Annotated in this window: 29 protein-coding genes, 1 tRNA gene and 5 pseudogenes; 18 read left to right on the forward strand and 17 right to left on the reverse strand. The window is 62.2% G+C overall.

Features of this window, described 5'->3' with window-relative positions; genetic code table 11:
• Positions 1-148: 148 nt before the first annotated feature.
• Positions 149-1,063: a type II toxin-antitoxin system prevent-host-death family antitoxin gene (locus ASE91_RS04370; RefSeq protein WP_162233619.1), complete on the forward strand. Its 915-nt coding sequence runs from the start codon at positions 149-151 to the stop codon at positions 1,061-1,063.
• Between the two features lie 166 nt (positions 1,064-1,229).
• Here ASE91_RS04370 and ASE91_RS21010 read toward each other — a convergent pair whose 3' ends face one another.
• Positions 1,230-1,454 (reverse strand): transposase, encoded by a 225-nt coding sequence (locus tag ASE91_RS21010; protein ID WP_082453805.1) that lies wholly within the window; start codon positions 1,452-1,454, stop codon positions 1,230-1,232.
• Between the two features lie 734 nt (positions 1,455-2,188).
• A complete protein-coding gene (locus ASE91_RS04380) occupies positions 2,189-2,911 on the reverse strand; it encodes a Crp/Fnr family transcriptional regulator (protein ID WP_055998488.1) in 723 nt (240 codons plus the stop codon).
• 184 nt (positions 2,912-3,095) lie between these two features.
• On the opposite strand from ASE91_RS04380, the gene ASE91_RS04385 reads away from it, so the two are divergent.
• Positions 3,096-3,392 (forward strand): hypothetical protein, encoded by a 297-nt coding sequence (locus tag ASE91_RS04385; RefSeq protein ID WP_055998486.1) that lies wholly within the window; start codon positions 3,096-3,098, stop codon positions 3,390-3,392.
• Positions 3,393-3,528: 136 nt separating this feature from the next.
• Here ASE91_RS04385 and ASE91_RS04390 read toward each other — a convergent pair whose 3' ends face one another.
• The gene (locus ASE91_RS04390) at positions 3,529-3,723 is read right to left on the reverse strand and encodes a hypothetical protein (RefSeq protein ID WP_056623121.1); all 195 of its coding nucleotides are present in this window, start codon (positions 3,721-3,723) and stop codon (positions 3,529-3,531) included.
• Positions 3,724-3,828: 105 nt separating this feature from the next.
• Here ASE91_RS04390 and ASE91_RS18640 point away from each other — a divergent pair.
• Positions 3,829-4,151 (forward strand): annotated as a pseudogene (locus ASE91_RS18640) (integrase core domain-containing protein); the annotation flags it as partial.
• A 119-nt stretch (positions 4,152-4,270) separates the two neighbouring features.
• On the opposite strand, the gene ASE91_RS04395 reads toward ASE91_RS18640, so the two are convergent.
• Together ASE91_RS04395 and ASE91_RS04400 are read right to left on the reverse strand one after the other, a co-directional pair.
• Complete coding sequence (locus ASE91_RS04395; protein WP_056623123.1) at positions 4,271-6,325, reverse strand: putative bifunctional diguanylate cyclase/phosphodiesterase; 2,055 nt, start codon at positions 6,323-6,325, stop codon at positions 4,271-4,273.
• The gene (locus ASE91_RS04400; RefSeq protein WP_235530312.1) at positions 6,322-6,849 is read right to left on the reverse strand and encodes a GAF domain-containing protein; all 528 of its coding nucleotides are present in this window, start codon (positions 6,847-6,849) and stop codon (positions 6,322-6,324) included. Before ASE91_RS04400 ends, ASE91_RS04395 begins: the two co-directional genes overlap by 4 nt.
• A gap of 329 nt (positions 6,850-7,178) precedes the next feature.
• Here ASE91_RS04400 and ASE91_RS04405 point away from each other — a divergent pair, with 329 nt between their 5' ends.
• The 5 genes and pseudogenes from ASE91_RS04405 to ASE91_RS21020 form a co-directional block, all read left to right on the forward strand.
• A complete protein-coding gene (locus tag ASE91_RS04405; RefSeq protein WP_055998481.1) occupies positions 7,179-7,619 on the forward strand; it encodes a Csu type fimbrial protein in 441 nt (146 codons plus the stop codon).
• Positions 7,620-7,628: 9 nt separating this feature from the next.
• A pseudogene (locus ASE91_RS21015) lies at positions 7,629-8,033 on the forward strand (fimbrial biogenesis chaperone); the annotation flags it as partial.
• 358 nt (positions 8,034-8,391) lie between these two features.
• Positions 8,392-10,644, forward strand: coding sequence for a fimbria/pilus outer membrane usher protein (locus tag ASE91_RS04415; RefSeq protein WP_056623128.1), 2,253 nt, complete (start codon positions 8,392-8,394; stop codon positions 10,642-10,644).
• Positions 10,619-11,113, forward strand: coding sequence for a Csu type fimbrial protein (locus ASE91_RS18645; RefSeq protein ID WP_162233620.1), 495 nt, complete (start codon positions 10,619-10,621; stop codon positions 11,111-11,113). The genes ASE91_RS04415 and ASE91_RS18645 overlap by 26 nt, the downstream gene beginning before the upstream one ends.
• A gap of 388 nt (positions 11,114-11,501) precedes the next feature.
• Positions 11,502-11,606 (forward strand): annotated as a pseudogene (locus ASE91_RS21020) (IS6 family transposase); the annotation flags it as partial.
• A gap of 61 nt (positions 11,607-11,667) precedes the next feature.
• On the opposite strand, the gene ASE91_RS20445 reads toward ASE91_RS21020, so the two are convergent.
• The 6 genes from ASE91_RS20445 to ASE91_RS04440 form a co-directional block, all read right to left on the reverse strand.
• Positions 11,668-11,934, reverse strand: coding sequence for a hypothetical protein (locus tag ASE91_RS20445; RefSeq protein WP_056623131.1), 267 nt, complete (start codon positions 11,932-11,934; stop codon positions 11,668-11,670).
• A gap of 30 nt (positions 11,935-11,964) precedes the next feature.
• Complete coding sequence (locus tag ASE91_RS20920) at positions 11,965-12,231, reverse strand: MerR family DNA-binding transcriptional regulator (RefSeq protein WP_327196759.1); 267 nt, start codon at positions 12,229-12,231, stop codon at positions 11,965-11,967.
• Between the two features lie 14 nt (positions 12,232-12,245).
• Positions 12,246-12,557, reverse strand: coding sequence for a hypothetical protein (locus tag ASE91_RS04425; protein WP_056623135.1), 312 nt, complete (start codon positions 12,555-12,557; stop codon positions 12,246-12,248).
• A gap of 314 nt (positions 12,558-12,871) precedes the next feature.
• Positions 12,872-12,945, reverse strand: a tRNA-Gly gene (locus ASE91_RS04430).
• 37 nt (positions 12,946-12,982) lie between these two features.
• Positions 12,983-14,014 carry a tRNA preQ1(34) S-adenosylmethionine ribosyltransferase-isomerase QueA gene (gene queA / locus ASE91_RS04435; protein WP_056623137.1) on the reverse strand — a complete coding sequence of 344 codons (1,032 nt, stop codon included), beginning with the start codon at positions 14,012-14,014 and terminating at the stop codon, positions 12,983-12,985.
• Positions 14,015-14,037: 23 nt separating this feature from the next.
• On the reverse strand, positions 14,038-14,730 hold the full coding sequence (locus ASE91_RS04440; RefSeq protein WP_056623142.1) for a peptidylprolyl isomerase: 693 nt from the start codon (positions 14,728-14,730) through the stop codon (positions 14,038-14,040).
• A gap of 247 nt (positions 14,731-14,977) precedes the next feature.
• Between ASE91_RS04440 and petA the strand changes: the two genes are divergently transcribed.
• From petA to ASE91_RS04460, 4 genes are read left to right on the forward strand one after another with little or no spacing between them, the layout of a single operon-like run.
• Complete coding sequence (gene petA, locus ASE91_RS04445; protein WP_082453807.1) at positions 14,978-15,562, forward strand: ubiquinol-cytochrome c reductase iron-sulfur subunit; 585 nt, start codon at positions 14,978-14,980, stop codon at positions 15,560-15,562.
• Between the two features lie 10 nt (positions 15,563-15,572).
• Positions 15,573-16,898 (forward strand): cytochrome b, encoded by a 1,326-nt coding sequence (locus tag ASE91_RS04450; RefSeq protein ID WP_056623144.1) that lies wholly within the window; start codon positions 15,573-15,575, stop codon positions 16,896-16,898.
• 10 nt (positions 16,899-16,908) lie between these two features.
• On the forward strand, positions 16,909-17,775 hold the full coding sequence (locus ASE91_RS04455; RefSeq protein ID WP_056003122.1) for a cytochrome c1: 867 nt from the start codon (positions 16,909-16,911) through the stop codon (positions 17,773-17,775).
• A complete protein-coding gene (locus ASE91_RS04460; protein ID WP_443024522.1) occupies positions 17,772-18,323 on the forward strand; it encodes an adenine phosphoribosyltransferase in 552 nt (183 codons plus the stop codon). The genes ASE91_RS04455 and ASE91_RS04460 overlap by 4 nt, the downstream gene beginning before the upstream one ends.
• 13 nt (positions 18,324-18,336) lie before the next feature.
• Here the strand turns inward: ASE91_RS04460 and ASE91_RS19160 are convergent.
• The 6 genes from ASE91_RS19160 to hisB all read right to left on the reverse strand — a co-directional run bounded on the left by ASE91_RS19160 (position 18,337) and on the right by hisB (position 22,295).
• Positions 18,337-19,094, reverse strand: a protein-coding gene (locus tag ASE91_RS19160; RefSeq protein ID WP_156357658.1) for an IS5 family transposase whose coding sequence is annotated in 2 segments (ribosomal slippage) — positions 18,337-18,776 and positions 18,776-19,094 — 759 coding nt in all. Because the reading frame shifts where the segments join, the coding sequence is not laid out codon by codon here.
• Positions 19,095-19,321: 227 nt separating this feature from the next.
• The gene (gene hisF / locus ASE91_RS04475) at positions 19,322-20,092 is read right to left on the reverse strand and encodes an imidazole glycerol phosphate synthase subunit HisF (protein ID WP_056623153.1); all 771 of its coding nucleotides are present in this window, start codon (positions 20,090-20,092) and stop codon (positions 19,322-19,324) included.
• On the reverse strand, positions 20,089-20,817 hold the full coding sequence (gene hisA / locus ASE91_RS04480) for a 1-(5-phosphoribosyl)-5-[(5-phosphoribosylamino)methylideneamino]imidazole-4-carboxamide isomerase (RefSeq protein WP_056623157.1): 729 nt from the start codon (positions 20,815-20,817) through the stop codon (positions 20,089-20,091). The genes hisF and hisA overlap by 4 nt, the downstream gene beginning before the upstream one ends.
• Entirely contained in the window at positions 20,805-21,404 is a 600-nt protein-coding gene (hisH, locus tag ASE91_RS04485; RefSeq protein ID WP_056623161.1) for an imidazole glycerol phosphate synthase subunit HisH, read from the reverse strand. Before hisH ends, hisA begins: the two co-directional genes overlap by 13 nt.
• Positions 21,401-21,703, reverse strand: a complete 303-nt coding sequence (locus ASE91_RS04490; RefSeq protein WP_235530313.1) for a YciI family protein — start codon at positions 21,701-21,703, stop codon at positions 21,401-21,403. The genes hisH and ASE91_RS04490 overlap by 4 nt, the downstream gene beginning before the upstream one ends.
• Positions 21,704-21,707: 4 nt before the next feature.
• Positions 21,708-22,295, reverse strand: a complete 588-nt coding sequence (gene hisB, locus ASE91_RS04495) for an imidazoleglycerol-phosphate dehydratase HisB (RefSeq protein WP_056623307.1) — start codon at positions 22,293-22,295, stop codon at positions 21,708-21,710.
• Positions 22,296-22,376: 81 nt separating this feature from the next.
• Between hisB and ASE91_RS04500 the strand changes: the two genes are divergently transcribed.
• The 6 genes and pseudogenes from ASE91_RS04500 to ASE91_RS04520 all read left to right on the forward strand — a co-directional run bounded on the left by ASE91_RS04500 (position 22,377) and on the right by ASE91_RS04520 (position 25,320).
• Entirely contained in the window at positions 22,377-22,859 is a 483-nt protein-coding gene (locus tag ASE91_RS04500; RefSeq protein WP_056003134.1) for an SspB family protein, read from the forward strand.
• Entirely contained in the window at positions 22,856-23,272 is a 417-nt protein-coding gene (locus ASE91_RS04505; protein WP_056623166.1) for a GNAT family N-acetyltransferase, read from the forward strand. Before ASE91_RS04500 ends, ASE91_RS04505 begins: the two co-directional genes overlap by 4 nt.
• 22 nt (positions 23,273-23,294) lie before the next feature.
• Positions 23,295-23,590 (forward strand): annotated as a pseudogene (locus ASE91_RS20450) (lyase family protein); the annotation flags it as partial.
• A 1-nt stretch (position 23,591) separates the two neighbouring features.
• Positions 23,592-24,675: pseudogene (locus tag ASE91_RS04510) on the forward strand (class II fumarate hydratase); the annotation flags it as partial.
• Positions 24,676-24,898: 223 nt separating this feature from the next.
• A complete protein-coding gene (locus ASE91_RS04515) occupies positions 24,899-25,117 on the forward strand; it encodes a hypothetical protein (RefSeq protein WP_056623167.1) in 219 nt (72 codons plus the stop codon).
• Positions 25,114-25,320, forward strand: coding sequence for a hypothetical protein (locus ASE91_RS04520; RefSeq protein WP_056623170.1), 207 nt, complete (start codon positions 25,114-25,116; stop codon positions 25,318-25,320). The genes ASE91_RS04515 and ASE91_RS04520 overlap by 4 nt, the downstream gene beginning before the upstream one ends.
• Positions 25,321-25,377 lie beyond the last annotated feature (57 nt).

The following is a 25,377-nucleotide window of genomic DNA, read 5'->3' on the forward strand; positions in this document are numbered from 1 at the left end:
CGAGCCATTTTTTCACAACGATCAACATCCTGAGAGCGTTGGAAATTGGCTCAAATAAGGTATATATAATAATATTAAAATAATATATAAACTTTCCGCAATAAAACGTATGAATCTCATCATGTTGGCTCGTTGCGATGGAGCGCAGATGGAACCGGATTCGGACAAAGAACTTTGGAACGGCGAGCAGCGAGCGCCGGCGATATCTTCGTCCGAGTTTGCCCGAAAGTTCGGCCAGTTGCGGCAAATGCAGGACGATCAGGCGATTGTCGTTACCCATCATGGTCGCGGCACGCATGTCCTCACTACCGTTCGTCATTATGCGGCGCTGCAACAATCAAAAATTAATGATTCCAAAGAATCAATTCTGACAGCCAGCGTCCAAGAATTAGCGAATTGCCTCAATATTGGAGTGCTGCTGATCGATTACGATCTGCGTATCATCGTTGCCAATCGGGTCGCGCATGTTCAACTAGATTGCACCGATGGAGAATTGTCCGGTCGGAAGGTATTCGAGGCGCTGCCAGTGTTTCAGGAGTCTCTGATCGAGACCTACGTGAAGCGTTCGATTGCGAGTAAGGAACCCTATTCCGCCGAAATCCCGTCGCTGTTTCGTAAGGACACTTGGGTCCGTGCTGAAATCTACCCGTTTAGCAAATATGTGACAGTTCTGTTTCACGACATCACGGACGATATGAAAGTCCACCGATTGGCCGACGCCCGCAAGTCTCTGCGGGAGGCGATCGCGGTGCATGATGGAATCAGCTATGTATGCGTAAATACCCGAGGCCATATCGAACAGGCCGAACCGGCCTTCTGCGATATTTTACGCCTATCCGAAGACCGGCTGCTGCATGTCGCGCTAGCCGACCTGATCCCTGTCAGTCAGCGGGTGGCGTTTCGCGAGGCGCTCGACCGGGTGTTAAGCGGGGAGGGCGCGCGGACCATCGACAGCGCAGTCCTGTCGAACGACGGGCGGGAGCTGCCGGTCCGCCTCACTCTTGCCGAATTGCGCGGCATTTATGGCAACGAGGGCGCGATCGCGTTGCTAACTAAGCGGTAGCGACTCGGTCGGCGGTCCTCATGATTTGCCGTAACAGATCCTGACGGTAGTCGGCGAAGTCTGGTACCCCTGTCACGGATGCGCATATTTGTATTGGTCTCAGTCGCGCAAACCCGGCCTGACGGCGGACAGAGGTCTGGCGCGCAATACTAAGTCGGATCGACATTCAGCGGAGCCAGGCCATGGCAGCGGCGAGGTGGACGAAGCCGTTGAAATGCACGGTTCGTCGGTCGTAGCGGGCGAAGCGACGGAAGTGTTTAAGGCGACTGAAGCATCGCTCGATCTGGTTACGATGCCTGCAGATACCGGCATCGTGAGGAATGGTGACCTTGCGGTTGCGCCTGGACGGGATCGCCGCTGCGGCGTCGATATCTGCTGTCTGGTCGCGCAAGTCGTTGCCATCATGGGGAACGCCTGATCCTTGCCCCCCTTCCCCAGTCGAGCCTGCTGGTGGGCGCGAACGATCATGCTGTCGGTCTTGAGATACTGGTTGTCCCGGTCGACCGTCAGCGCCTCGAACATCATCCGCCGCACCATAAGGATCCCGGCCTCAAGGTCCTGCGCCGGCGCTGGGTCGTCGGGCGCGCTTCAGATGGATGACCGTATGGAAGCGCCTCGCGCGCCATTACGAGCGGCGCCTCGACGTCTCCGAGGCCATGATCCATGTGGCCCCCGGCAGCCTTATGCCGCGCCGGATTGTCCATCCCCGAACATTGTCAAACGCACTCTTGGGCGGGATCCTCGGCATCGATCGCGCAGCTTCTGCTAAGGCAATCCGCGATCAACGTCGGCACGATTAGTAGTTCCACGCTTGGAATAGAATTCGCCCGGTATTGATTACGGTTAATAATTCCGTCTGACCGGTTCCTATAACGGTTTCGTCGATGCACCGGCAAAATCGAAGCGCTGACGTAGACGAAGCGGATTAGCCATAGGACACGTAACGATGATTCCGTAAAATGGTAAGAAAAAATAGGACTGTATATATTGTGGACGCTCGTCTCTAATTGTAAGTTTTTCGCCATACTGTCGCATGAAGCGTAATTGACAATACGATATAAGTCGTTTAGGACTGATATGGCGATAAATTCAAACAAGCTTGCAAGTGATATTTGGGGCGTGATACTACGGTAATTGTCGCAAGCGGCGATGGAGATAGTTTTCATCAAATCCGGCGATCTGAACCAACTTGACAGGATCGAGCAGCGTCACACCGCCGCGTTTCAACGCCATCGCTCCGGTCAATCGCAAGTTCTTCAGTACGCGGTTGATGTGCACCGGGGTCATACCCAGCGCATCCGCCAACACCAATTGCGACAGTGGCAACGGGAATTCTCCGTTCCCGGTAAGGCCGATGTTGCGCGCCCGCAGATAGAGTTCGCAGATTAAATGCGCGACGCGTTCCGTCGAGCTACGTCGTCCCATGCTTACGATCCATGCGCGCATCACCCCCTCGTCGACCAGCTGCGCCGAATACATCGCTGCAGCGATATTCGGATGCTGCTGCATCAGCGCGGCCATGTCGTTCTTGGACACTATAGCGACCGACGCCGGCGTGATCGCCTGTATGCTATGATCCATTTCCGCCAGCAGCTTCACGTGGAGGTCACACGCATCGCCCGGCATCAGGAAAGCCATAATCTGGCGAGTGCCGGTCGGCAGGATTTTGTACCGGCAGGCCCACCCTTCCAGCACGACGAACATCGGTCCGGGTTCGTCACCTTCGCGGATTAGGTCAGATCGGGCGGCATACTGCCTTGGCCGCGCCGTGACACGTTCCAAGGCGTAAGCATCTTCGTCCGTCAAATTAGCCAATCCGCGTAGTTTCTGAACAAAAAGATTAGCCATGCCCGGTTTTACACGCCTCCGCGTAATACCAAATATTAATTGATTATATTGCTCGTTGTTATTGTAGATTATTGCAATTACTTTATAATTGCGCTAGCGTGCGCCACCGTTGGCATGGCTTCCCCAGGCGTCGACGGCTGGTAGCGTATTCGAGCTCCCGCCTGCAAAACGGTAGGCGTGATCAATGCCCGACATCGATACGAATGACCGGTTGCCGTTTCCGGTTGATCCCTTGCTTGCCATCGCTCATGGTCGCGCCGCGCTGGCACTGGTTGAGAGCCTTATCCACGGGCTGTGCGAAGCCGGCGCACTCACCACCCAACAGTCGCTCGAGATCGTTGAGCGGGCGATGGACGTCCAGTTTGACCATGCGACAGAAACCGATGGCGTCACAACGGATCTATGGAAGTCGCATACGATTCTGTCGCTGATCGCTCAATCGATACGAATCGATGTCGAAAACGCACCGCCGGCAGACTAGTCGAGCTTTAGGACAACGATAGTCATTGTCCATGCCGTGGAAATGTCGCACATAGCATCAACGATTTTCCAGGTTCTGCGATGTAGCTATCGCATGGGCATGCGTTCCGCATGAGCCTTTGCATGTCCGTCATCGGCTACTGATCGTCATCTGGCGATAAAGTGTGCTCGTAACGTTCAGCGAGTGCGTTGAATACGCTTTCAAGCGCGAGGTTCAACTGCAGCGCGACGCTGTCCAAGCCTAAAGCTGCCGCTATACGAGCGTTCGCCGAAATTTCGGTAGCAAGCAGCTGATACAGGTTTCGGGCAACCTCCTTCGAGAAACTATCCATTCTTTCGCCTCCGCGAGGAGAGAGTACGAAGATACCGATGCATGTTCTACATAAATGTTTATTATTTAAATAACTAACCTGGGTTAAATGGACATGGCTCGCGACAGCCCTTTCACCGGCGCCGACTTCACCGACAGCTTGCGCGATGCCGAGGTGCGGATCAGCATGGACGGACGCGGCCGCTGGATGGACAACGTGTTATCGAACGGCTTTGGCGGTCGCTGACGTACGAATGCGGCTATCTGAACGCGTTCGAGACGAGCTGCGAACTGCGGACCGGGCTCGGCCGGTGGATCACTTATTACAACCGGCAGCGGCCTCTCTCCCGCTTCGCCAGCCAAAGGCCGGACAAGGTGTATGGGCGGGGCAACGCAACGCCATATCCACGGCATGCCCCGGATACGGCGTTCGCAACAATGGCTGCATAAACCAACCGGGTAAAGCTTAGCTCAGCCGCCAAACTGTCCAGAAAGGCGGGATCACCGAAATAAATGTTTGCACACAAGCTGCCCACGAGTTCTGGCGGTGCGCGCAGTTCGAAAATTGATTAGGCAGCGCTGGGTGTCGTGGCCAAAGCGCGAGGCTTGAGGGACATGGTCTGCTTGATGATGTCCGTAGTGCATAAGGTGCGCGATGGGCGGCCGATAAGATACCCCTGAATCGCCGAGCAGCCTTCGCGCGCAACGATGGAAAGCTGCGCGGGCTGTTCGATCCCCTCTGCCAGCACCCGCATGTTCAGTTTCGCGCCAAGGGCCGTTACCGATTGCAGGATGGCTACCGCTTGTTCGTCACGCTCGATCTCCGCAACGAACGATGCGTCCAGCTTTAGGCAATCGAACGGGAAGGATCGCAGGACATCAAGCGAAGAGTAGCCGGTACCAAAATCGTCGAGTGCGATGGCAATGCCCATCGCTTTCAACGCTCGCAGCTGGGCGAGCGCGAACTGGCGATCGTGAATAATTGCGCTTTCCGTCAGTTCGAGTGTCAGGCGTTCTGCCGCCAAGCCGCTGTCGGCAAGTGCATCATGCACGGTTTCGATCAGCCTTGGATCACTTAGATGCTTCGGGGAAAGGTTGACGGAGACACAGTGCCGGTTAGGCCAAAGCGCTGCTTCGAAACAAGCTTGCCGCAATATCCAGATGCTTAGGGGTACGATTTCCCCGCTCTCTTCGGCCAGCGGAATGAAGGTCGCCGGCGAGATCATACCCTTTACGGGATGTTTCCAACGGACAAGCGCCTCGTAGCCAAGGATTTCTCCTGTCGCGATGGCGGCCTGCACCTGGAAATGCAGTTCGAAATCTTGCGTTTCGATCGCCTTACGAAGCTCGGCAACGAGTTCGCGTCGTGTGCGTGCGGCATCATCCATCTGTGCATCGTAGAAACACGGTTCAGCCGAATGGTTGGATTTCGCGCGGTACATGGCCAGATCAGCTTTCGCGAGCAGCGCATCGGCATCGAAGCCGTCGTGGATAGCGAGCGCGACACCGATATTGGAGCTGATGGAGGCAGTGAACCGATCAAACGTGAAAGGCGCGACGAACGCCATGCGTAGTCGGTCCAGGAAATCGGTCAATTGTTCAGGGCTGTCATAGGAAACGACCGCCGCGAACTCATCGCCGCCAAGCCGCCCGACACACTCGCCCGGCTTCAGCAGCGAACTTAATCGAGCCGCAAGCGCTATAAGCAATTGATCGCCGGCCTGGTGGCCATGGGTGTCATTGACGACCTTGAAGCGCGACAGGTCCATCATGATCACGGCCATGCCGGTATAGCCGCCCTTCACGAGGAAGCGGCGCTGTAGCTCATCGAGAAAGCTCATTCGGTTGGGGAGATCTGTCAAGCCGTCGTGCAGCGCCATTCGCCGCAGCCGACGGTAGGATTCGTTTTGCGAATGGGAGTCTATCAGCGCGCTGATCGCGGCACACCCTACGATGATCAGCGACGCTATCGCGGTCGTGATGGCTAGGCCCATCATCGTCGGACCCGACAGGCCATCGCCCATTTTCAAGACGGCGATGCGCATCGCGGCCATGCCGGTGAAGTGCAAGGCTGCTACGGCGAGCGCCAGCAGCAAGACGGCGTGCGTGCGCCGCCATGACCGACGAACGTTCAGCCGATGAAACGCGATGCCGCTTATTGCGACCGATAGCAGTACGGACGCTGCAACATATCCCCACGCCCAGGTAACGATGCCGTCAACGCGGTACGCTGCCATTCCCAGATAATGCATGATCGAAATAGCGGAACCGACGATGCTACCGCCAGCTATGCCGCCCCATCGTTTCCGGGAAGCCGCCAGACCAAGTCCGGGTATCGCGAGGCCGACTGCCGCAAGTAGCGACAATAGCGTTTTCAACGGATCGAGCACGACTGGCGCTTGCGTACGAAAGGCCATCATTGCAACAAAGTGCGTTGCCCAGACCATTGTGCCCGTCGCAACTGCGGCGAGGACAATCCAGCCATGCCGGCTCTGGCCGGTGGCGGATCGGATGCGGCCAAAGAGCTGGACCGTTGCTGCGGATCCGATCAGACATACCAGGAGTGCCAGTGCGACAAGCCTCGCGTCGTGTTCCTGGGCGATACACAGTGCCACCTGCATCATGCCGCATTGCCCCTTAGGTCCCGGCGGCTTTCCAGCATCAGCGCAGCTTGGCGGGCCAATCCAGCAAGATACGCTTTCTGGTCGTCGGAGGCCGCTTGTCGACGAACCGTATCAACGACGCACAGTGCGCCGACTTCGATGCCGCTCAACAAGCGCAGGGGAGCGCCGATATAGTAGCGAACATGCGGCTCACCGCGAACAGCTGGCAGCGCGGCAAAACGTGGGTCGGCCTCAGGATCGCAACATTCGAGCACGCTGCCCTGCTTAATGGTGAAGGTGCAGAAACTGTCGTTGCGCGGCATGCAACCGACTGGGAAGCCGTAGCCAGCAGCGATGTTTTGCGTTTCGTCGTGGATGAGAGAAACTGCTGCCATTGGCGCCAGAAAGGCTGAGGCAGCGGCACTTACGAAGCGATCGAAAGCCGACGTCCCGGAAAGGGTCGCCTCCGTCAGACCGCGAACTGCGATAGTGCGACGCCGCTCTCGCAGCAAATTCCCAAACATTGACCTGCCACCGTATTCCATGACGGCGACGCTACTCCGCGCGGTGCTAACGGAAGGCTAACGTCTCAGTTACTGCGGTTTTGAAATAGGCGATCTGATGACAGTACCGAACGAAAAGGATGGATGTACGAAAGTTGATACAAGTTAGTTTCGACTACTCCATATATGTAATACGATCTATATCGTATACTTTGCAAGTGTAATATCCATAATTTCCGCATTATTGACGAAATACATCGTTAATACTGCCATGCCATTACTTAGGGATAGAGAATCGGTACGGAGTATTCCAGTTGCGAAAAATTCTTTGCGCGGTTGCGCTCTCATGCTGCGTGATCGTTGGCGCGCCTATGGCGGTTGCGCAGACGGCAAGTGGTGTCCTCACCGTTGAAGTCACGGTTGTATCGACCTGCGCTGTCGGCAGCGGTACGCTTGCCTTCGGGACCGTTGATCCGGCGGCGGGTACGAATACGCCGACACGGGTCAACGTCAACGTAACCTGTACGCAGGGTACGCCGTTCTCGGTCGGTCTAAGCGATGGTGCTAATGCCACCGGCACGCAACGCCGCATGAAAGGTTCCAACCAGTCGCAGTATCTCGCCTATAACCTTTTTCAGGACAGCGCCGGTACGCAACGTTTCGGCAATAACGTCACCGCGCAGCGTCTTATCGGTCAGACCGGTCTTGGCGCGACTGCCAACTCAATTCCGGTCTATGGCTCGATCGTCGCAGGCCAAAGCGCCCCCGCAGACGTGTACTCGGACACCGTTCCGATCACGGTCTATTACTAAGCCCGAACCATGACAGCGGCTTTCATCTCTTCGACCTTGGGCGGGCTCGGCCTTGTGCTGTCGGCGGCGCTGCTATTCCCGGTCGCGGCGCAGACCTCAAGTGGCACGGCCGAGGGGGGCGGCCTGTCGGTTGCACCAGTGCAGCTGACGCTGGCAGAAGGGACGCGGAGTACTTCTACGATCGTCAGCAATCCGGGTAATGGTCCGGTGACGGTTCAGGTCCGGCTGTTCAGTTGGACGATGGTGGGCGACGAAGAAGTTTACGGCCCTGCCACGGATGCGGGGTTCAGCCCGCCGCTGTTCCGCCTGGAGGCGGGCGGCGCGCAGGCTGTCCGGGTCGTCGCCAAGGCACCCGCCGGTCCGCTTGAGCGAAGCTATCGGTTGGTCATCGATCAGTTGCCCTTGGCTGGTGCGCCGGGGCAATTGCAATTGCCGGTTCGCATGATCCTTCCCGTGTTCGTCGCACCGGCTGCCGGAGTTTCAAGGTCTCGCTATTTGGAATGGCGCGCGCGCCAGGAACCAAAGACGAATCAAGTCACGATCACCGTCAAGAACCGCGGAGCGGTACATGCCAAGTTTGTCGAACTCACGGTGCAGGACGGCGATAAGTCGAAGGTAATTGCGCCTGGCCTGGCTGGCTACGCCCTAGCCGGACAGGAGCGTTCGTGGACCTATGAAGCCACCACACCGACCAAAATCGTGACGCTTACGGTCCAGGAAGGCGGCAAACTCTTACGCTCGTCCGTCTTGCTGACGCAGTAATGATCGCGTCATGCCCGGATTTTTGTTCGCGCTCGGTCTCTTGGCCGTTTCGCCCGGATCGTTGGCGGCTGCTGTGCAGCTAACCACCACCGAACAACCCGTAGCTGGCGAAATTTACGCGCAAGCATGGGTCAACGGCATCGATACCGGCAGCGTCATCGAACTGTTCGGGAACGCAGACGATCTGGAAGCGACTGCTAGCGACCTAAGAATGTTAGGGATTGACGCGGTTTCGAAAGATGGTCCGGTCCGCCTCCGTAGCATCACTGGGCTCGCCTACCACCTCGATCGGGCTACGCAAGTCCTGAACATCGAGGTTGCGCCTTCTGCCATGCGCCGAAGCGAGATCGCGGTCACCGCAACGCACGCCGACGCGGTGTTGCCGGCATGGGGTAGTCTCCTCAACTACTCGGCATATGGCGACGATACCGGCAATATCGGCGCTACCGGCGAGCTCCGCCTGTTCGGCCCCGTCGGCACGGTTTCGAGCGGCGTGCTCGTCAATCGAAATCCAGAGCGTCGCAATTTTGACGTCCGACGTTTGGAAACGCGGTACGTGTTCGAGAATCTTCGGTCGGCCCAGCGACTGACAATTGGTGATTTCATCAGCCCTGACGGTTCGGCCAACGGCGCCATTCGAGCAGCTGGCGTTCAGCTCGCTACGGACTTCACGTTGCAACCCGACCTCGTCACGATGCCGTTGCCACAACTGACCGGTGGTAACGGCGTGCCATCGACGGTGGACCTGTACGTCAACGGCGTTCGTCGACTAACCCAGGACGTCAAAGCAGGCCAGTTTGCCGTATCTGGCGTGCCGATGGTCGACGGTGCCGGGCAAGTCTCGCTGTTGGTCCGTGATGCGCTGGGCCGCGAGAGCGTCCAGCAGCTGTCCTTCTACAGTTCGCGTCAGTTGTTGCGACCGGGCTTGACTGCCACGTCGGCGCAGGTCGGTCTGCTAAGACGCAATGCCTTCATTGTTGGTGATCGATACGGTGCCGGTTTCGCGTCCGGCGCGCTTCGCCACGGTGTAAGCGACCGGCTGACTGCAGAAGCACGGCTCGCGGTGGCGGGAACAGCACAGGTTGCCGGTGCCGGTCTGATCTCTAAGCTGGGCGAGTTCGGCATCTTGGCATTTAGTGGTGATATCTCGCATTCGAACGGCGCAACGGGCGCGGATGCGACCATTTCGTTCCGGCGCGATGATCCGCGTATGTCTGCCTCCATCGTTGCCCAAAAACGCTTTGGGAAATTTGAGACGCTGGCGAACCAACGGTTCTTCCGCGAGGACTGGACGCTTCAGGTTGGCGGGGCATGGCGTTCACCCGTTCTTGGCGGGCTTTCGCTTTCCACGACATTTCTGCATTCGCCGCGTTTAAACACGCGTATCATCGCGGCAAGCTGGTCGCGTTCAATCGGCAACCGCTTGTCGGCCTTCGTCAACGTCGTTGAAACCCGGGCGCGACGGTCCGGTCTGCTCGCGGCAGTCGGCGTTACGTTACCCTTGTCGAACCGCTCATCGGCGATCGTTCAGGCATCGCATAACGCGCAGGGCCTGTCCGGCGCCGCAAGCTGGGCTCGGTTCGGCGAGGTGGATCAGGGCACTGACTTACGCACGACCCTCTCGATGACGCCTGATCGCGCTACGTCATTAGGTGGCGGCCTAACCTTTCGGGGGCGGTCAGGCGAGATTGGCGGTGACGTCCAAATCGATCGTCGTCACTCTGCTGGTCGGGTGTTCGCTTCGGGAGCAGTATTGTGGGTCGGCGGGCGACCAGAGCTGGCCAACGCCGTCGGGCAAAGCTTTGTCGTAGTGCAGACCGGCCAGCCCAACGTTGCCGTTAACCTTGAGAACCGCCCTGCCGGACGGACGCGCTCGGATGGCAGCCTGTTTCTGCCCAACCTCCCTGCCAATGCGACCGCGCGGATAGCGCTCGATTACGATGGGATCGATTTCGAACACGAGGTCGCCAAAGCCGAAGTGCTTGTGCGGACACGCGGTGCCGGCGGCGCTGTCGTAAAATTGCCGGTCCGCCGTATTCGCGCTGCGACCATTCACATCCTGCTGCCCAACGGACAGCCCATTCCGATGGGGTCACTGGTACACCGTCAGGGTCGTCTGGACGATATGGTCGGCTATGAAGGTATTGCCTATCTAACGGATATTGAAGAGAATGTTACTGCAGAGGTCGAGATGGGAGGTGACCGCTGCAATATTCAATTTCAGCAGGGAACGACCGATGCAGTCATCTGCCATCCGCTGTAAGCAAGGGCTTCTCACAGCTGCCGTTGCCTTCTGTTGCCTGTACGCATCAACGGCAAGTGCGGTATCGTGCACGGTCTCGACAGTGCCGGTAAGGTTCGGTGTCTATAATCCGCTGCAGACTGCGCCACTCTCGACGACTGGAACGATAAACGTCGCCTGTACCTGTGCCGTGGTCGATTGCGTGGCCTTCGGCTATCGGATCGACGTGTCGGCGGGACAGTCCGGTAATCTGGTACAGCGCGAACTGCGGGACGGCACGAAGCGGCTGCAGTACAATCTCTATTCGGACCCCGGGTTTACCAGCCTCTGGGGTACCGGCATCGGTGCTACTGGAGGGGTCGGTTTCCTCTACCTGTTAGCTTTGTTCGGATCGCGGCAACCGGTAACGGTCTATGCTCGGCTTCCTGCACGACAGACTGCGCAACCCGGTGCCTATTCTGACACCCCGGTAGTAACCATTATTTATTAAATGACGATGGAACCAGAATGGGGGTCTGGCGTATAGCAGCCGTGAAAGGGGGCTGCTTTGCGCATTTTACGCTGTTTGATCGCTGCTGGACTGTTGTCGTCTGGCGTATCCGCGTGGGCCGAAACCGCGCCGGGGACCCTAACCGTGGGCGCCGTCGTTATCGATCGGTGCATCGTGTCGAACGCCGTATTGAGCAACGTCATTGTAAAATGCAACGCTGCAGCACCGCCTCACCGCGTGATAGACGAAATAAAGCCGTTTGCGAGCGCTGGTGAGCGAGTTCGTAAAACGGTTCTCTTCTAGCGTCTTGAAGCACATCGTCAAAACAGGTGCACCGCCTGGAAATATGGCTGCGGGCGGGTAGGGCAGGCCCCGTGCCCGCAAGTCAATCAGTCCGTTTTGATGCCTCAACTTGTCGCCCGAAGTGATCCGGCTGGTCGTACTCATGCACGTGCGCTTTCCGCTGTCGCTGCGCAACGTCGAGGACCTGCTGTTCCACCACAGCCGCGCCGGCTCATGACCGATCTCGTTCCCAATCGGAAGAGTCGATGACGTCATGATCGGCCCCGCCTTTGACCCATATCGAGAGGCTTGGGCATGATACGGACCGCGATGGCCGCACCATACGCCTTGGCCATGAAATCCAGGACAGCGTTAGAGGATGGTGAGGCACCGGCAAAGGCTGGCTGTTCATGCACTTCGCGAGCCATCGTCTTCATTTTTTCTTGCCCCGCCAGGAACGCTGTCAGATCGGGCAAGCCGCCTGCCATCAACTCCGCGATCCGGCTGAGCGGAAAGCCGAAGCTTTTGAGTGCGATCACCTGGTGCGGGCGGGCAATCTGTTCGGGGCCCTAGATACGCCATCCCGCGGCGGTTCGCGCCGCCCGGATCAACCCATCCGCTTCGTACACGCGCAGGGCCTTGCCGCTGACGCCTAACCGACGAGCGGTTTCGGCAGATCGCAGATATGGTCCGGGCTTTGCCAATCCGTCATCCTTCTTCGAACGAATCGGCTTATCGGTTCTGCCCCGGGGGCCGATGCAAGAATATACTGCCTTCCCGATCAAACATCCCGATGGGACGGGGTCGCAAAGCCGTGGGGTGTCCTTCCGCCCCACGGCTTGGCATCTCGCTAGGCACTTCGATGCGGCGCAAGCGACTCTAGCATGAGGACAACGGCGGCGCGGTCCTGCGCCGAGAAGCCGTCGGCCAGCTCATCAATCAGGTCGGATGGCACACTATTGGCATCGGCCGGCCGGCGGGCCGCGACCCTATAGGTTGTCTCTAGGCTGCGGAGTGGACGACGGTCGAGCCCCGCCCTCATGCCGCTGTCGAGCCGGGTGGCCCTCGCCTGCCTTGGTTCCTCGTCCAGCGCCGACCGGAACACGCTCTCCACCTCGCCCGCTTTCAGAAAGCCGCGACTGGCACGATCGAACATCTGCATCGCCAACACCTCTCATTTCGCTGAGGCGGGTGGCGAGACGACGTGCCTCGACCGGATCTGCGACGGCCAAGGGGACCATTATAGGACGGTTGACGATTTTCCGCAGGTACAACCTGCGGCGATAGTGATAGCGCGCGCCGCGCGGCTACCGATAGGAAATCAAGGCCACATCCACGTCTCGCCCGAACGGCGGCGCGGACCTGTCATGCGGGCGGACGATACCATCATGTGCGCATCTTGGTGCACAATCCGGTGTCCCGCGAGGGCGCGGCCGGACGCCGGAATGGCGAATTCATGTGGATTCAGCGCGAATGTGGAGCGGGTGAAGGGAATCGAACCCTCGTCGTAAGCTTGGGAAGCTTCTGCTCTACCATTGAGCTACACCCGCGTCGGTCCTTCAGCCCTTACCCGGCGGGACTGTGCTGTCAAGCCGGGAGGAGCAACGAGGCGTCGCCATAGGAATAGAAACGATATTCCTGCGCGATGGCGTGGGCATACGCCGCCTGCATCCGTTCCCGCCCCATCAACGCCGATACCAGCATGAACAGCGTCGATTTGGGCAAGTGGAAGTTGGTCATCAGGCCGTCGATGCCACGGAACCGGTAACCGGGGGTGATGAAGATCGCGGTGTCACCCTCGAACGGCTGGACCCGGCCGGCGTCGTCGCAGGCGCTTTCGATCAGACGCAGACTGGTGGTGCCGACCGCGATCACCCGGCCGCCGGCGGCGCGGGTCGCGTTCAGGCGGTCGGCGGTCGTGGCGTCGATGCAGCCCCATTCGGCATGCATCCGGTGGTCGTCGGTATCCTCGGCCTTGACCGGCAGGAAGGTGCCCGCACCGACATGCAGCGTCAGCGTCGCATGGCCGATCCCCGCTGCGTCCAGCGCCGCCATCAATGCCGGCGTAAAGTGCAGCGCGGCAGTGGGGGCGGCGACCGCACCCGCCTCCCGCGCGAACAGCGTCTGGTAATCCTCGGCATCGCGCGCGTCGGCACCGCCGCGTTTGGCGGCGATATACGGCGGCAGCGGCATCCGCCCGGCACGCTCCAGCAGCAGTTCGACCGGCTCGTCGCCGGCGAAGTCGAGCGCGAAGCTGCCATCCTCACCCCGATCGCCGGCGATCGCGGTGACGCCTGTGCCGAAATCGATCGTGTCGCCGTCGCGCAGCCGCCGACCGTTGCGCACGAACGCCCGCCAGCGGCGCGGCCCCTCGCGCTTGTGCAGCGTCGCGCCGATGCCCGCGTCGCCGCGCCGCCCCTCCAGCTGTGCCGGAATGACGCGGGTGTCGTTGAACACCAGCAGGTCGCCGGGTCGCAGGCAGGCGGGCAGGTCGCGCACGCCCCGGTCGAGCGTGGCATCGCCGTCGAGCACCAGCATCCGCGCCGCGTCGCGCGGGGCGGCGGGGCGCAGCGCGATCCGATCGGTCGGCAGCTCGAAATCGAACAGGTCGACGTGCATCGCCGGTCGTCGCTCGCCCGGGGTTAGCGGGCGGGGGCGGGCTGGGTCCGCCGGGGCGCGGCAGCGGGCCGGGGGCGCGGCGCGGTGGCGGGCAGCGGTGCGACCGTTTCGGGCAGGACGACCGGCGCTTCGGGCTGATAGGGCGGGGGATTGTCGCTGGCGATATAGGCGTGGACGACGCGCGATGGGTCGGCCGGCGGCTCGCCCTTTTCGATCGCATCGACATATTGCATGCCGTCGATCACCCGCCCGAACACGGTATATTTCTTGTCGAGCGCGAGGCGCGGGGCGAGCATGATATAGAACTGGCTGTTCGCGCTGTTCTCGTCATTGGCCCGCGCCGCCGCCACCGCGCCGCGGACGTGCGGCAAATAGTTGAATTCCTTTTCGACGTTCGGCAGCTTCGAGCCGCCGGTGCCGTCGCCATCGGGATCGCCGCCCTGCGCCATGAAGCCGTCGATCACGCGGTGAAATTTCAGGCCGTCATAGAATTTTTCGCGCGTCAGCGTCTTGATCCGCGACACCATCTTGGGCGCGACGTCGGGACGCAGCCAGATCGTCACCCGCCCGCCGGTCGACAGGTCGAGGATCCACAGGTTGCGCAAGTCCGTCGTCGACGGCGGCGGCGCACGTCCGGGCACGTCCATGACCTGCGCCAAGGCGGGCAGCGCGAGGAGCGAGGCGAGGAAAGCGAACAATAGGGCGATACGACGCATGGAGTTCCCGAAACACGCGAGGGATATTGGGTCTGGCAGCGGCGCATAGACCATGTCGTCGCTTGCGCCAATCTGAACATCATCGGTCGGCACGGGGCGGTTTCGGCAAAAGGGATTGGCAAACGGGCGCACGCCCGGCTATCACCCCGTGCGACTGGACGGAGAACCGATCGGTCCGGCGTCGCTTCCACGAGGGCGACCGGAGAGGGGCAGGGCGCGACATGCGCCCGACGACAAGGGCTGTTGAATGGCGACTGACGACGATCAGCACGTACCCGCAGGCGGCGCGACCGCGCTGGACGGCGGGCCGGACAACCCCCGCAGGCGCGACTATCTGTCGATCGGCGCGGTGGCATTCGCCGGAGTCGGCGCGGGCGTGATCGCGCTGCCGCTCATCAACCAGATGTCGCCCGCCGCCGATACGCTGGCGCTGTCGACGACCGAGATCGATCTGTCGGCGATCGAGCCGGGACAGGCGATCAAGGCCAGTTTCCGCAAGCAGCCGCTGTTCGTGCGCAACCTGACGCCCAAGGAAATCGCCGAGGCGAACGCGGTATCGCTCGCCGATCTGCGCGATCCGCAGACGCTGGCCGAGCGGACGAAGACCGGCAAGGCCAACTGGCTGATCACGCTGGGCGTCTGCACACACCTCGGCTGCGTGCCGCTGGGCGCGGGCGAGGGTGAGAACAAGGGGCCGTTCGGCGGCTATTTCTGCCCGTGCCACGGGTCGGCCTATGACACGGCGGGCCGCATCCGGCAGGGGCCCGCGCCGCAGAACCTGCACGTTCCCGAATATGCATTCACGTCCGACACCGTCGTGACGGTCGGCTGAGGAGAGAGTCATGAGCTTCCCCTGGGCCAAGCATTACGAACCGAAACAGCCGCTGATGCGCTGGCTGGATGAGAAGCTGCCGCTTCCCCGGTTGGTCTATAACGCGGTCGGTGCCGGCTATCCGGTGCCGCGCAACCTCAACTATTTCTGGAACTTCGGCGTGCTCGCCGGCGCGGCGCTGGCGGTGCAGATCATCACCGGCATCGTGCTGGCCATGCATTATGCGGCGAACGGTGCGGTCGCGTTCGATTCGGTCGAGCGCATCATGCGCGACGTGCCGTCGGGCTGGTTCCTGCGCTATGCCCATGCGAACGGCGCGTCGATGTTCTTCATCGTCGTCTACACGCACATTTCGCGCGGCATCTATTACGGGTCGTACAAGGCCCCGCGCGAGATGGTGTGGCTGCTCGGCGTCGTCATCTTCCTGCTGATGATGGCGACCGCGTTCATGGGCTATGTGCTCCCGTGGGGGCAGATGAGCTTCTGGGGGGCGCAGGTCATCACCGGTTTCTTCTCGGCGATACCGGGCGTGGGCGAGACGATCCGCGTCTGGCTGCTGGGTGGCTATGCGCCGGACAATGCCGCGCTCAACCGCTTCTTCTCGCTCCATTATCTGATGCCGTTCGTGATCGCGGGCGTGATCGTCCTGCACATCTGGGCGCTGCACATTCCGGGTTCGAACAACCCGACCGGCGTCGAGGTGAAGGGACCGCAGGATACCGTACCCTTCCACCCCTATTACACCGCCAAGGACGGGTTCGGGCTCGGCATCTTCCTGATCGTGTTCGCGTCGCTGATCTTCTTCGCGCCGAACCTGCTCGGCCACCCGGACAATTACATCCCGGCCAACCCGCTTTCGACGCCGGCGCACATCGTCCCCGAATGGTATTTCCTGCCCTTCTACGCGATTCTGAAGGCGTTCACCGTCGACTTCATCTTCCCGGCGAAGCTGTGGGGGGTGCTGGCAATGTTCGGCTCGATCCTGCTGCTGTTCTTCCTGCCGTGGCTCGACAAGTCACCGGTGAAGTCGGCCAATTACCGTCCGACCTATCGCCTGTTCCTGATCGTGCTGCTGGTCGACGTGCTGGTGCTCGGCTATCTGGGCGGTGCGGAGGCGACGCCGGTCACGGTGCTGCTCAGCCAGATCGCGGCAGGCTATTATTTCGCCCATTTCCTCGTCGTCCTGCCGATCGTGTCGGCGATGGAGCGGCCGCGGCCGCTGCCCAATTCGATCACCGAAGCGGTGCTGAAGGGCGAAGGCGGCACGTCGCCCGCGCAGACCGCCGCCCATGGGTCCGTCCTTCCGGGGCACAACAGCCCGGCCGCGGCCGAGTAAGGGAACCACGATGCTCTCCTTCGCTTCCCGTTTTCTCGCCCGCAACCTCAACCTCGTCGTCGGCGCGGGCTTTCTGTTCGCGCTGCTGCTCGGTGTCATTTCGACCGTCAGCGGCATGATCAACGACACGCCGGTCCATTCCGCCGAGCACGAGTTCCACCTGAAGCCGCGCGACGCCGGGCTGCAATCGGCGGGGCTGTTCGGCACCTTCGACAACCAGCAGCTGCAGCGCGGGTTTCAGGTCTACAAGGAAGTCTGCTCGGCGTGCCATTCGCTGCGGCTGGTGTCGTTCCGCGACCTTCAGGCGCTTGGCTATGACGAGGGTCAGGTCAAGACGATCGCCACCGATTGGGCGATCGAACAGCCGAGCGTAAATCCGGAAACGGGCGAGCCGGCGACGCGCAAGAACCTACCGTCCGATCGTTTCCCGCTGGTCTTCGCCAACGACGTCGCCGCGCGCGCCGCCAACAACAATGCGGTGCCGCCCGACCTGTCGCTGATGACCAAGGCGCGCGACGACGGTTCGGATTACGTCTATTCGCTGCTGACCGGCTATAGCGCGCAGCCCGCCGATCTGCTCCGCAAATTCCCCGAGGCCAAGACGCCCGAGGGCCTGCATTTCAACCGCTATTTCGCGACGCTGAACCTCGCCATGGCACCGCCGCTGACCGCGAACGATCAGGTCCAGTATCAGGACGGTACCCGCGCGACCGTCGACCAGATGGCGAAGGACGTCGCGGCGTTCCTGACATGGACGGCCGAGCCGAACCTGCAAAAGCGTCACACCTGGGGTCTGGCGACGGTCATCTTCCTGCTGATCTTCACCGGCCTCGCGTTCGGCGCGTATCGCAACATTTGGCGGGGCATGAAGCATTGATCGTTGCGGATGACGTCGGGGTCGATGCGATCGCCCGGCGCATCCGCACCATTCCCGATTTCCCGAAACCCGGCATTCGGTTTCGCGACATCACGACGCTGATCCTCGATCCGGAAGGATTGCGCCTTGCGGTCGATGGCATGGTGGCGGCGGTGAACGGCCCGATCGATCTGGTCGCGGGGATCGAGGCGCGGGGATTTGTCTTCGCCCCCGCCGTCGCGCTCGCGCTGGGCGCGGGGGTGTTGCTGATCCGCAAGGACGGCAAGCTGCCCGGCGCGACGATCGCCGAAGACTATGCCCTCGAATACGGCACCGACCGCATCGCCATCCACGCGGATGCCTGCGTCCCCGGCGCGCGGGTGCTGCTGATCGACGATCTGATCGCGACTGGGGGCACGGCGCGCGCGGCGGTGCGGCTGCTGCGCAAGGCCGGGGCGAGCGTCGAACAGGCGTTGTTCGCGATCGACCTGCCCGATTTGGGCGGGGCGGCGGCGTTGCGGGCGGACGGGATCGGGGTGTCGGCGCTGGTCGCGTTTCCGGGGGACTAGGCGGTGTCTGCATTTAGCGCAGCCAGATCATGGCGCACGCGAGATGAACGAAGCCCATGAAAGCGGTGATGGTTTTCTCGCAGCGCAGGGCGATGCGCCGGAAGCGCTTGAGCTTGTTGAAGAAGCATTCGACCTGATGACGTTCCTTGTAGAGGCGCCAATCGATGGGAGGTTTGGCGGTTCGGCTCGGATTGGCCTTGATCTGCGCGGTGGCGCCAAGGTCGTCGGCGATGAAGGCTCGTAGCGGATCGGCGTCATAGGCGGCATCGGCGATGACGTGGCCGACGCCCTTCAAGCCAGCCAGCAGCGTCTCGGCCTGGGGACGATCGCCTCGTTGGCCGGGCGTCGGATGGATGCGGATCGGCAGGCCGATGGCATCGACGGCTGCATGCAGTTTGGTCGTCAGGCCACCCCGAGATCGCCCGATCGCGGCAGCTTCAGCCCCCCTTTTGCGCCTGCCGCATCGGCATGGACTTTCGAGATGGTGCTGTCGATCAGGACGTACTCAAAGTCCGGCGTATCGGCCAGGCTATGGAAAAGTCGTTCCCATACACCGGCATGCGACCAGCGTCGGAACCGGGCATGCACCCCTGTCCACTTGCCGAATACCTCTGGCAGATCACGCCAGCGCGCCGCATTGCCAGCCATCCACAGGATCGCGTCCACGAACGGCCGGTTGTCCACGCCGCTGCGGCCGCGTGTCCCCTCGCGGCCCGGGAGATATCCCGCGATCCTCTCCCATTGCTCATCCGTCAGCGTGCGTCTGCTCAAGGCTCGGCTCCTTCGCCAGCCTTGAATCAGAACTCAACCCGAATGGGAATCCTGCAAATGCAGACACCGCCTAACGCCGATTCCTTAAGGAGCCGGAGTCGCAATCTGCTTCTGTTGATTCGCCCTTGCCCTTTCCCACCCGGTTGTGCCGGGCGCGCCCCTCGCCCGGCAGGAGAGGATGGGGGCAGCAAAGCGGCGGAAGGGCGAGGGCAGGTCGGCACGCTCGCCTATCCCCGCGCAGGTGACCGGACCGGAACCCCCGCCGCCGCCAGCGCGGCATGGGCATCGGCCACCGACGCCTCGCCGAAATGGAAGATCGATGCCGCCAGTACCGCGCTGGCATGACCCTCGGTAATCCCCGCGACCAGATGGCCGAGCGTGCCGACCCCGCCCGACGCCACTACCGGCACCGATACCGCATCGGCGATGGTGCGGATCAGGTCGAGGTCATAGCCGTCGCGCGTCCCGTCACGGTCCATCGACGTGACCAGCAACTCGCCCGCGCCCAGCGACGCCAGCTTCAGCGCATGTTCGACCGCGTCGATGCCGGTCGCGCGGCGGCCGCCATGGGTGAACACTTCCCAGCGGCCATCGCTGCGCCGCGCATCGACCGAGGCGGTGACGCACTGGCTGCCGAAGCGGTCGGCGATGTCGGCGACCAGTTCGGGCCGGGCGACAGCAGCGGAATTGACCGCGACCTTGTCCGCCCCGGCCAGCAGCAGCGCGCGGGCATCCTCGGGCGAGCGGACGCCACCACCGACGGTCAGCGGCATGAAGCATACCTCTGCGGTCCGCCGGACCACGTCGATGATCGTGTCGCGCCCCTCATGACTCGCGCCGATGTCAAGGAAGGTCAGTTCGTCCGCGCCGGCCGCATCATAGGCACGCGCCTGTTCGACCGGATCGCCGGCATCGCGCAGTTCGACGAAATTGACGCCCTTCACCACCCGCCCGGCATGGACGTCGAGACAGGGGATGACTCGCGCCCTAACGGTCATGCGCTGGCGACCCGGATCGCTTCGGCCAGGTCGAGGCGACCGTCGTACAGTGCGCGGCCGGTAATGACGCCTTCGATACCAGGCTTGCCCTTCAGCGCGTGAATGTCCTCGATCCCCGCCACCCCGCCGCTGGCGATGACCGGGATCGACACGGCAGCAGCCAGCGCGGCAGTCGCCTCGACATTGCAGCCCTTCAGCATCCCGTCGCGGCCGACATCGGTGAACAGCAAGGCGGCGACGCCGGCATCCTCGAACCGGCGGGCGAGGTCGGTGACCGGGACCGTCGACACATCGGCCCAGCCGCGCGTGGCGACCATGCCGTCCCATGCGTCGACCGCGACGACGACCTGCCCCGGACAGGCGGCAGCGGCCTCGCGGACGAAGTCGGGGTTTTCGAGCGCGGCGGTACCGATCACGACCCGCGCGACGCCCAGATCGATCCAGCGATCGACATTGGCGCGGTTGCGGATGCCGCCGCCCAATTGCACCCGACCCGGAAACGCCCGCACGATCGCGGCGACCGCATCGCCATTGACCGACTGGCCCGCAAACGCCCCGTCCAGATCGACGACGTGCAGGTGATCCGCCCCGGCATCGGCGAACAGCCGCGCCTGCTGCGCCGGATCGTCGCCATACACGGTGGCGCGGTCCATATCGCCCTCTGCCAGACGGACGACCTGCCCGCCCTTCAGGTCGATGGCGGGGAAGACGATCAAGGACGCCATTCGAGGAACCTCTCCAGCAGCGCGATGCCATAGCGCTGGCTCTTTTCGGGGTGGAACTGCACGCCCAGCAGATTGTCGCGGCCGATCGCCGCCGTCACCGGGCCGCCATGGTCGGTGGTGGCCAGCACCTGATCGCCATCGAACGCATAGCTGTGCAGGAAATACGCCTCACCCGGCACCAGCAGCGGATGCTCGCAGCAAGGCACGACATCGTTCCAGCCCATATGCGGCACGGTGATGCCGGGCGACGCGGGCAGGCGGCGGACGGTGCCGTCGATCCAGCCCAGTCCCGCATGGACGCCGAACTCCTCACCGGTGACGGCAAGCAACTGCATGCCGACACAGACGCCGAGGAACGGCACGCCGCCGTCCAGCGCCCGCTCGCGCATGGCATCAACCATGCCGGGAATCGCGGTCAGGCCGTTCATACAGGCGGCAAACGCGCCGACCCCGGGCAGGACGATGCGGTCGGCGCTCCGCACCGCCGCCGGATCGGCGGTGATCGACAGGTCCTGCGCGCCCGCCGCCTTCAGCGCATTGGCGACCGAATGGAGATTGCCCGCGCCGTAATCGATCAGTGCGATCAAAACAGGTCGCCGATCTGGTCCATCGCCAGCGTCATGGTGAAGGCGACGATCTCGACCGTCGCGACGCCGTTCACGACGAACGGGTCGGTCTCCGCCACCGCGCGCACCGCGTCCGCTTCGCCGCGGAACAACAGCACGCCGCCGGTCGGCGGATTGCGACGGCCGGCGAGCAGCATGACGCCTTCTTCCATCGCCGTCTTGATCCATGTGACATGCGCGTCGCGGTGGACGTCGACCTCGTCGAGCGGCTTCACATAGGTAAGCATCGCGAGGCTCATCGGCTGCATCGGACGGGTCACCATGTCACAACACTCCCTTGGTCGAGGGGATGGCATCGCTCTTGCGCGGATCGATCTCGGTCGCGGTGCGCAGGGCGCGGGCCAGTCCCTTGAAGATGCTTTCGGCGATATGATGGTTGTTGGTGCCGTACAATGTTTCGACATGCAGCGTGATGCCGGCGGCCTGTGCGAAGCTGTGGCAGAAATGGCCGAACATCTCGGTATCCATCGTGCCGAGCTGCGCCTGGGTGAACGCCACCTTCCACACCAGCCACGGCCGACCCGAAATGTCGAGCGCGACGCGGGTCAGCGTCTCGTCCATCGGTGACAGCGCGTCGCCATAGCGGCGGATGCCGCGCTTGTCGCCCAGCGCCTTGGCGAACGCCTCGCCGATCGCGATGCCGGTATCCTCGACGGTATGGTGCGCGTCGATATGCAGGTCGCCGACCGTCCGCACGGTCAGGTCGATCAGCGAATGGCGGCTCAGCTGTTCGAGCATATGGTCGAAAAATCCGACGCCGGTCGACACGTCATAGGTGCCGGTGCCGTCGAGATTGACCGTGACGTCGATCGACGTCTCGCTGGTCTTGCGGGCGATGGTGGCGGTGCGCATGTGCGGTTCCATAGCGCTTGGCGTGGCCCATGCAACGCAACGAATCTTGACGGGCGGGCAAACGCCGCTAACCCAAGGCCCATGAACCAGCCCGTCGCCGACAGCCTGATCCCGTATGACGAGATCGTCCAGGAAGCCTTGCGCGCCGTCGTCGGCCGCGTGCTCGGGCAGGTCTCCGCCACCGGTGCGCTGCCCGGCGAGCATCATTTCTACATCACGTTCAAGACGCAGGCACCCGGCGTCGACATCCCCCGGCGGCTGATCGAACGGTTCCCGGACGAGATGACGATCGTCATCCAGCATCGTTTCTGGGACCTGACCGTCGATGCCGAACGATTTTCGGTAGGGTTGAGCTTCGGCGGCATCCCGTCGACGCTGGTCATCCCCTTTGCCGCGATCACCGGTTTTCACGATCCGGCGGTCAATTTCGAACTGCGCTTTCAGGCGAATGACGAACCGGGCGACGAGCCCGAACCGCATGATCCGCCCGAAAACGACGCGCCGATCGCCACCAGCGAGGACGGGTCGAACGTCGTGGCGGTGGACTTCAAGCGCAAGAAGTGACGGTCGAGGTCGTCGCGGACCCCGGCGAGGGCGAGCGCGAGGCGATCCTGCGCATCCTGTCCGCGCATAACGACGCCGCGGTCGGGCCGACCGAACGACGGCAGGTTGCGATCGTGGTCCGCGACGATGCGGGCACGATCACCGGCGGGCTGTGGGGCAAGATCGGCTATCGCTGGCTGTTCGTCGAGTTTCTGGCGGTGTCACCGGCGTCGAAGGGGCAGGGGATCGGCCGCGACCTGATGCAGCGGGCCGAGGAACTGGCGCGCGCGGCGGATTGCATCGGCATCTGGCTCGACACGTTCAGCTTTCAGGCGCGCGGCTTTTACGAGAAGCTGGGCTTCGGCCATTTCGGCACGATCGACGATTTCCCGCCGGGCCATGCGCGCTTCTTCCTGTCGAAACGGATCGACTGACGCGCCCGCGGGTTTTTGGGTGATGACCGATACCCGTACCGAAACCGATTCGATCGGCGCGATCGAGGTTCCCGCCGACGCCTATTGGGGTGCGCAGACCGAACGATCGATCGAGAATTTCCCCTTCCCGCCATCCGAACGGATGCCGATCGGCATCGTTCATGCGCTGGCCATCGTGAAGCAGGCGGCGGCACGGGTGAACCGGGCGCATGGTCTGGAGGGCAGCATCGCCGATGCCATCGAGGCAGCGGCGGGCGAGGTGATTGCGGGCAAGCTCGACGATCAATTCCCGCTGGTCATCTGGCAGACCGGCAGCGGNGTCGAACATGAACGCCAACGAAGTGATCGCCGGGCGCGCCAACGAAGCGCTGACCGGCAAACGCGGTGGCAAGTCGCCGGTCCATCCCAACGATCACGTCAACAAGGGGCAGTCATCGAACGACAGCTTTCCGACCGCGCTGCACGTCGCGGCGGTCGTCGCGCTGAACCGCGACCTGCTCCCCGCGCTCGACCTGCTGGCGGACTCGCTGGAGGCAAAGGCGAAGGACTGGACCGATATCGTCAAGATCGGGCGCACCCATTTGCAGGATGCGACGCCGCTGACGCTGGGGCAGGAATTTTCGGGCTATGTTGCGCAGTTGCACGATGCGAAGCGGCGGTTGAAGGCGGCGGAGGGGGATCTGCTCCGCCTCGCACAGGGGGGTACGGCGGTCGGCACCGGTCTGAACGCCGCGCCCGGTTTCGCCGAAGCGATTGCGGCGGAGATCGCCGCGATCACCGGCCACGCCTTCGTCACCGCACCCAACAAGTTCGAGGCGTTGGCGTCGAACGACCCGCTGGTCCAGCTGTCGGGCACGCTCAATACGCTGGCGGTCGCGTTGACGAAGATCGCCAACGACATCCGGTTGCTGGGGTCGGGACCGCGCTCGGGGTTGGGCGAAATCGACCTGCCGGCGAACGAACCGGGCAGCTCGATCATGCCGGGCAAGGTCAATCCGACCCAGTGCGAAATGCTGACGATGGTGTCGGCGCAGGTCATCGGCAATCACCTGTCGGTAACGGTCGGCGGGATGCAGGGGCATCTGGAGCTGAATGTCTTCAAGCCGCTGATCGGCGCGGCGGTGCTGCGGTCGATCGACCTGCTTAGCATAGGGATGGCGAGTTTCGCCGAGCGGTGTGTCGACGGGATCGAGCCGAACCGCGCGCGGATCGGCGAACTGGTCGAACGCTCGCTGATGCTGGTTACGGCACTCGCGCCCGAGATCGGCTATGACAACGCCGCGAAGATCGCCAAGTACGCCCATGCCGAGGGGCTGACGCTGCGCGAAGCCGGCCTGGCGCTGGGGCTGGTCGATGCGGCGACGTTCGATCGGCTGGTCCGGCCGGAGACGATGGTCGGATAGGGGCGATCGCTGTCCTACAAGGCCAGCCTGTGCCATGCCGTCGACCGGGCATCGTCGCCCACGCTGTTTGACAAAGTGGTTCGGTGGCTTCGCGCAACGTCCGCACGCTGCGCGAGTGTGACTTTTGTGACCTTTGGCATCGGCGCATGGTTGGCGTGACCACGTGCACGGAACATCCCGGCCCTTCCCGCGCTGTAGATGTATAATCTTGGCGAGGGAAATCATGGGTGCAACGACGATAGGGGCGCTGGTCGGTGCCGCGATCGACAAGATGAGCGGCGACAATGACTCGAGCGTCGATGGTGCGATCAAGGGTGCTATTGTCGCTAATGCCCTGAAAGTCGTGGTGCCCATCGCCATTACCTACGCTGTCGGCTGGGGCGTCTTGCGCGGCGCAGGTGAACTGAAGGCACAATTGTTCGAAACGGAGGATGCAGCATGATCGGACGTATTATCGGCGCACTGGTCGGGCGCGAGATGGATCGCCGCGACGGGCGTGGTGGCGCGAAGGGTGCGGCGATGGGCTGGGTCGCCGGCAGCGTAATGCGTCGCATGGGACCGCTCGGCATGATTCTTGGTGGTGGTTATGCCGCGAAAAAGGCTTATGATCGTCGCAAGACCGACAAGGTACGCCGCGGCTACTGAGAATGATGTAGGGCCGGCCGGTGGCGGAGACGATATCCGCCCGGTTTGCCGGTCTGG

Source organism: Sphingomonas sp. Leaf62, from assembly GCF_001421915.1.
Taxonomy (GTDB): Bacteria; Pseudomonadota; Alphaproteobacteria; order Sphingomonadales; family Sphingomonadaceae; genus Sphingomonas.

Coding starts and splice junctions, on each gene's coding strand:
- ASE91_RS04370 (WP_162233619.1), top strand. CDS start 149: ATGGAACCGGATTCGGACAAAGAACTTTGGAACGGCGAGCAGCGAGCG.
- ASE91_RS04380 (WP_055998488.1), bottom strand. CDS start 2,911: ATGGCTAATCTTTTTGTTCAGAAACTACGCGGATTGGCTAATTTGACG.
- ASE91_RS04385 (WP_055998486.1), top strand. CDS start 3,096: ATGCCCGACATCGATACGAATGACCGGTTGCCGTTTCCGGTTGATCCC.
- ASE91_RS04390 (WP_056623121.1), bottom strand. CDS start 3,723: ATGGATAGTTTCTCGAAGGAGGTTGCCCGAAACCTGTATCAGCTGCTT.
- ASE91_RS04395 (WP_056623123.1), bottom strand. CDS start 6,325: ATGATGCAGGTGGCACTGTGTATCGCCCAGGAACACGACGCGAGGCTT.
- ASE91_RS04400 (WP_235530312.1), bottom strand. CDS start 6,849: ATGGAATACGGTGGCAGGTCAATGTTTGGGAATTTGCTGCGAGAGCGG.
- ASE91_RS04405 (WP_055998481.1), top strand. CDS start 7,179: ATGGCGGTTGCGCAGACGGCAAGTGGTGTCCTCACCGTTGAAGTCACG.
- ASE91_RS04415 (WP_056623128.1), top strand. CDS start 8,392: ATGCCCGGATTTTTGTTCGCGCTCGGTCTCTTGGCCGTTTCGCCCGGA.
- ASE91_RS18645 (WP_162233620.1), top strand. CDS start 10,619: ATGCAGTCATCTGCCATCCGCTGTAAGCAAGGGCTTCTCACAGCTGCC.
- ASE91_RS04425 (WP_056623135.1), bottom strand. CDS start 12,557: ATGCAGATGTTCGATCGTGCCAGTCGCGGCTTTCTGAAAGCGGGCGAG.
- queA (WP_056623137.1), bottom strand. CDS start 14,014: ATGCACGTCGACCTGTTCGATTTCGAGCTGCCGACCGATCGGATCGCG.
- ASE91_RS04440 (WP_056623142.1), bottom strand. CDS start 14,730: ATGCGTCGTATCGCCCTATTGTTCGCTTTCCTCGCCTCGCTCCTCGCG.
- petA (WP_082453807.1), top strand. CDS start 14,978: ATGGCGACTGACGACGATCAGCACGTACCCGCAGGCGGCGCGACCGCG.
- ASE91_RS04450 (WP_056623144.1), top strand. CDS start 15,573: ATGAGCTTCCCCTGGGCCAAGCATTACGAACCGAAACAGCCGCTGATG.
- ASE91_RS04455 (WP_056003122.1), top strand. CDS start 16,909: ATGCTCTCCTTCGCTTCCCGTTTTCTCGCCCGCAACCTCAACCTCGTC.
- hisF (WP_056623153.1), bottom strand. CDS start 20,092: ATGACCGTTAGGGCGCGAGTCATCCCCTGTCTCGACGTCCATGCCGGG.
- hisA (WP_056623157.1), bottom strand. CDS start 20,817: ATGGCGTCCTTGATCGTCTTCCCCGCCATCGACCTGAAGGGCGGGCAG.
- hisB (WP_056623307.1), bottom strand. CDS start 22,295: ATGCGCACCGCCACCATCGCCCGCAAGACCAGCGAGACGTCGATCGAC.
- ASE91_RS04500 (WP_056003134.1), top strand. CDS start 22,377: ATGAACCAGCCCGTCGCCGACAGCCTGATCCCGTATGACGAGATCGTC.
- ASE91_RS04515 (WP_056623167.1), top strand. CDS start 24,899: ATGGGTGCAACGACGATAGGGGCGCTGGTCGGTGCCGCGATCGACAAG.
- ASE91_RS04520 (WP_056623170.1), top strand. CDS start 25,114: ATGATCGGACGTATTATCGGCGCACTGGTCGGGCGCGAGATGGATCGC.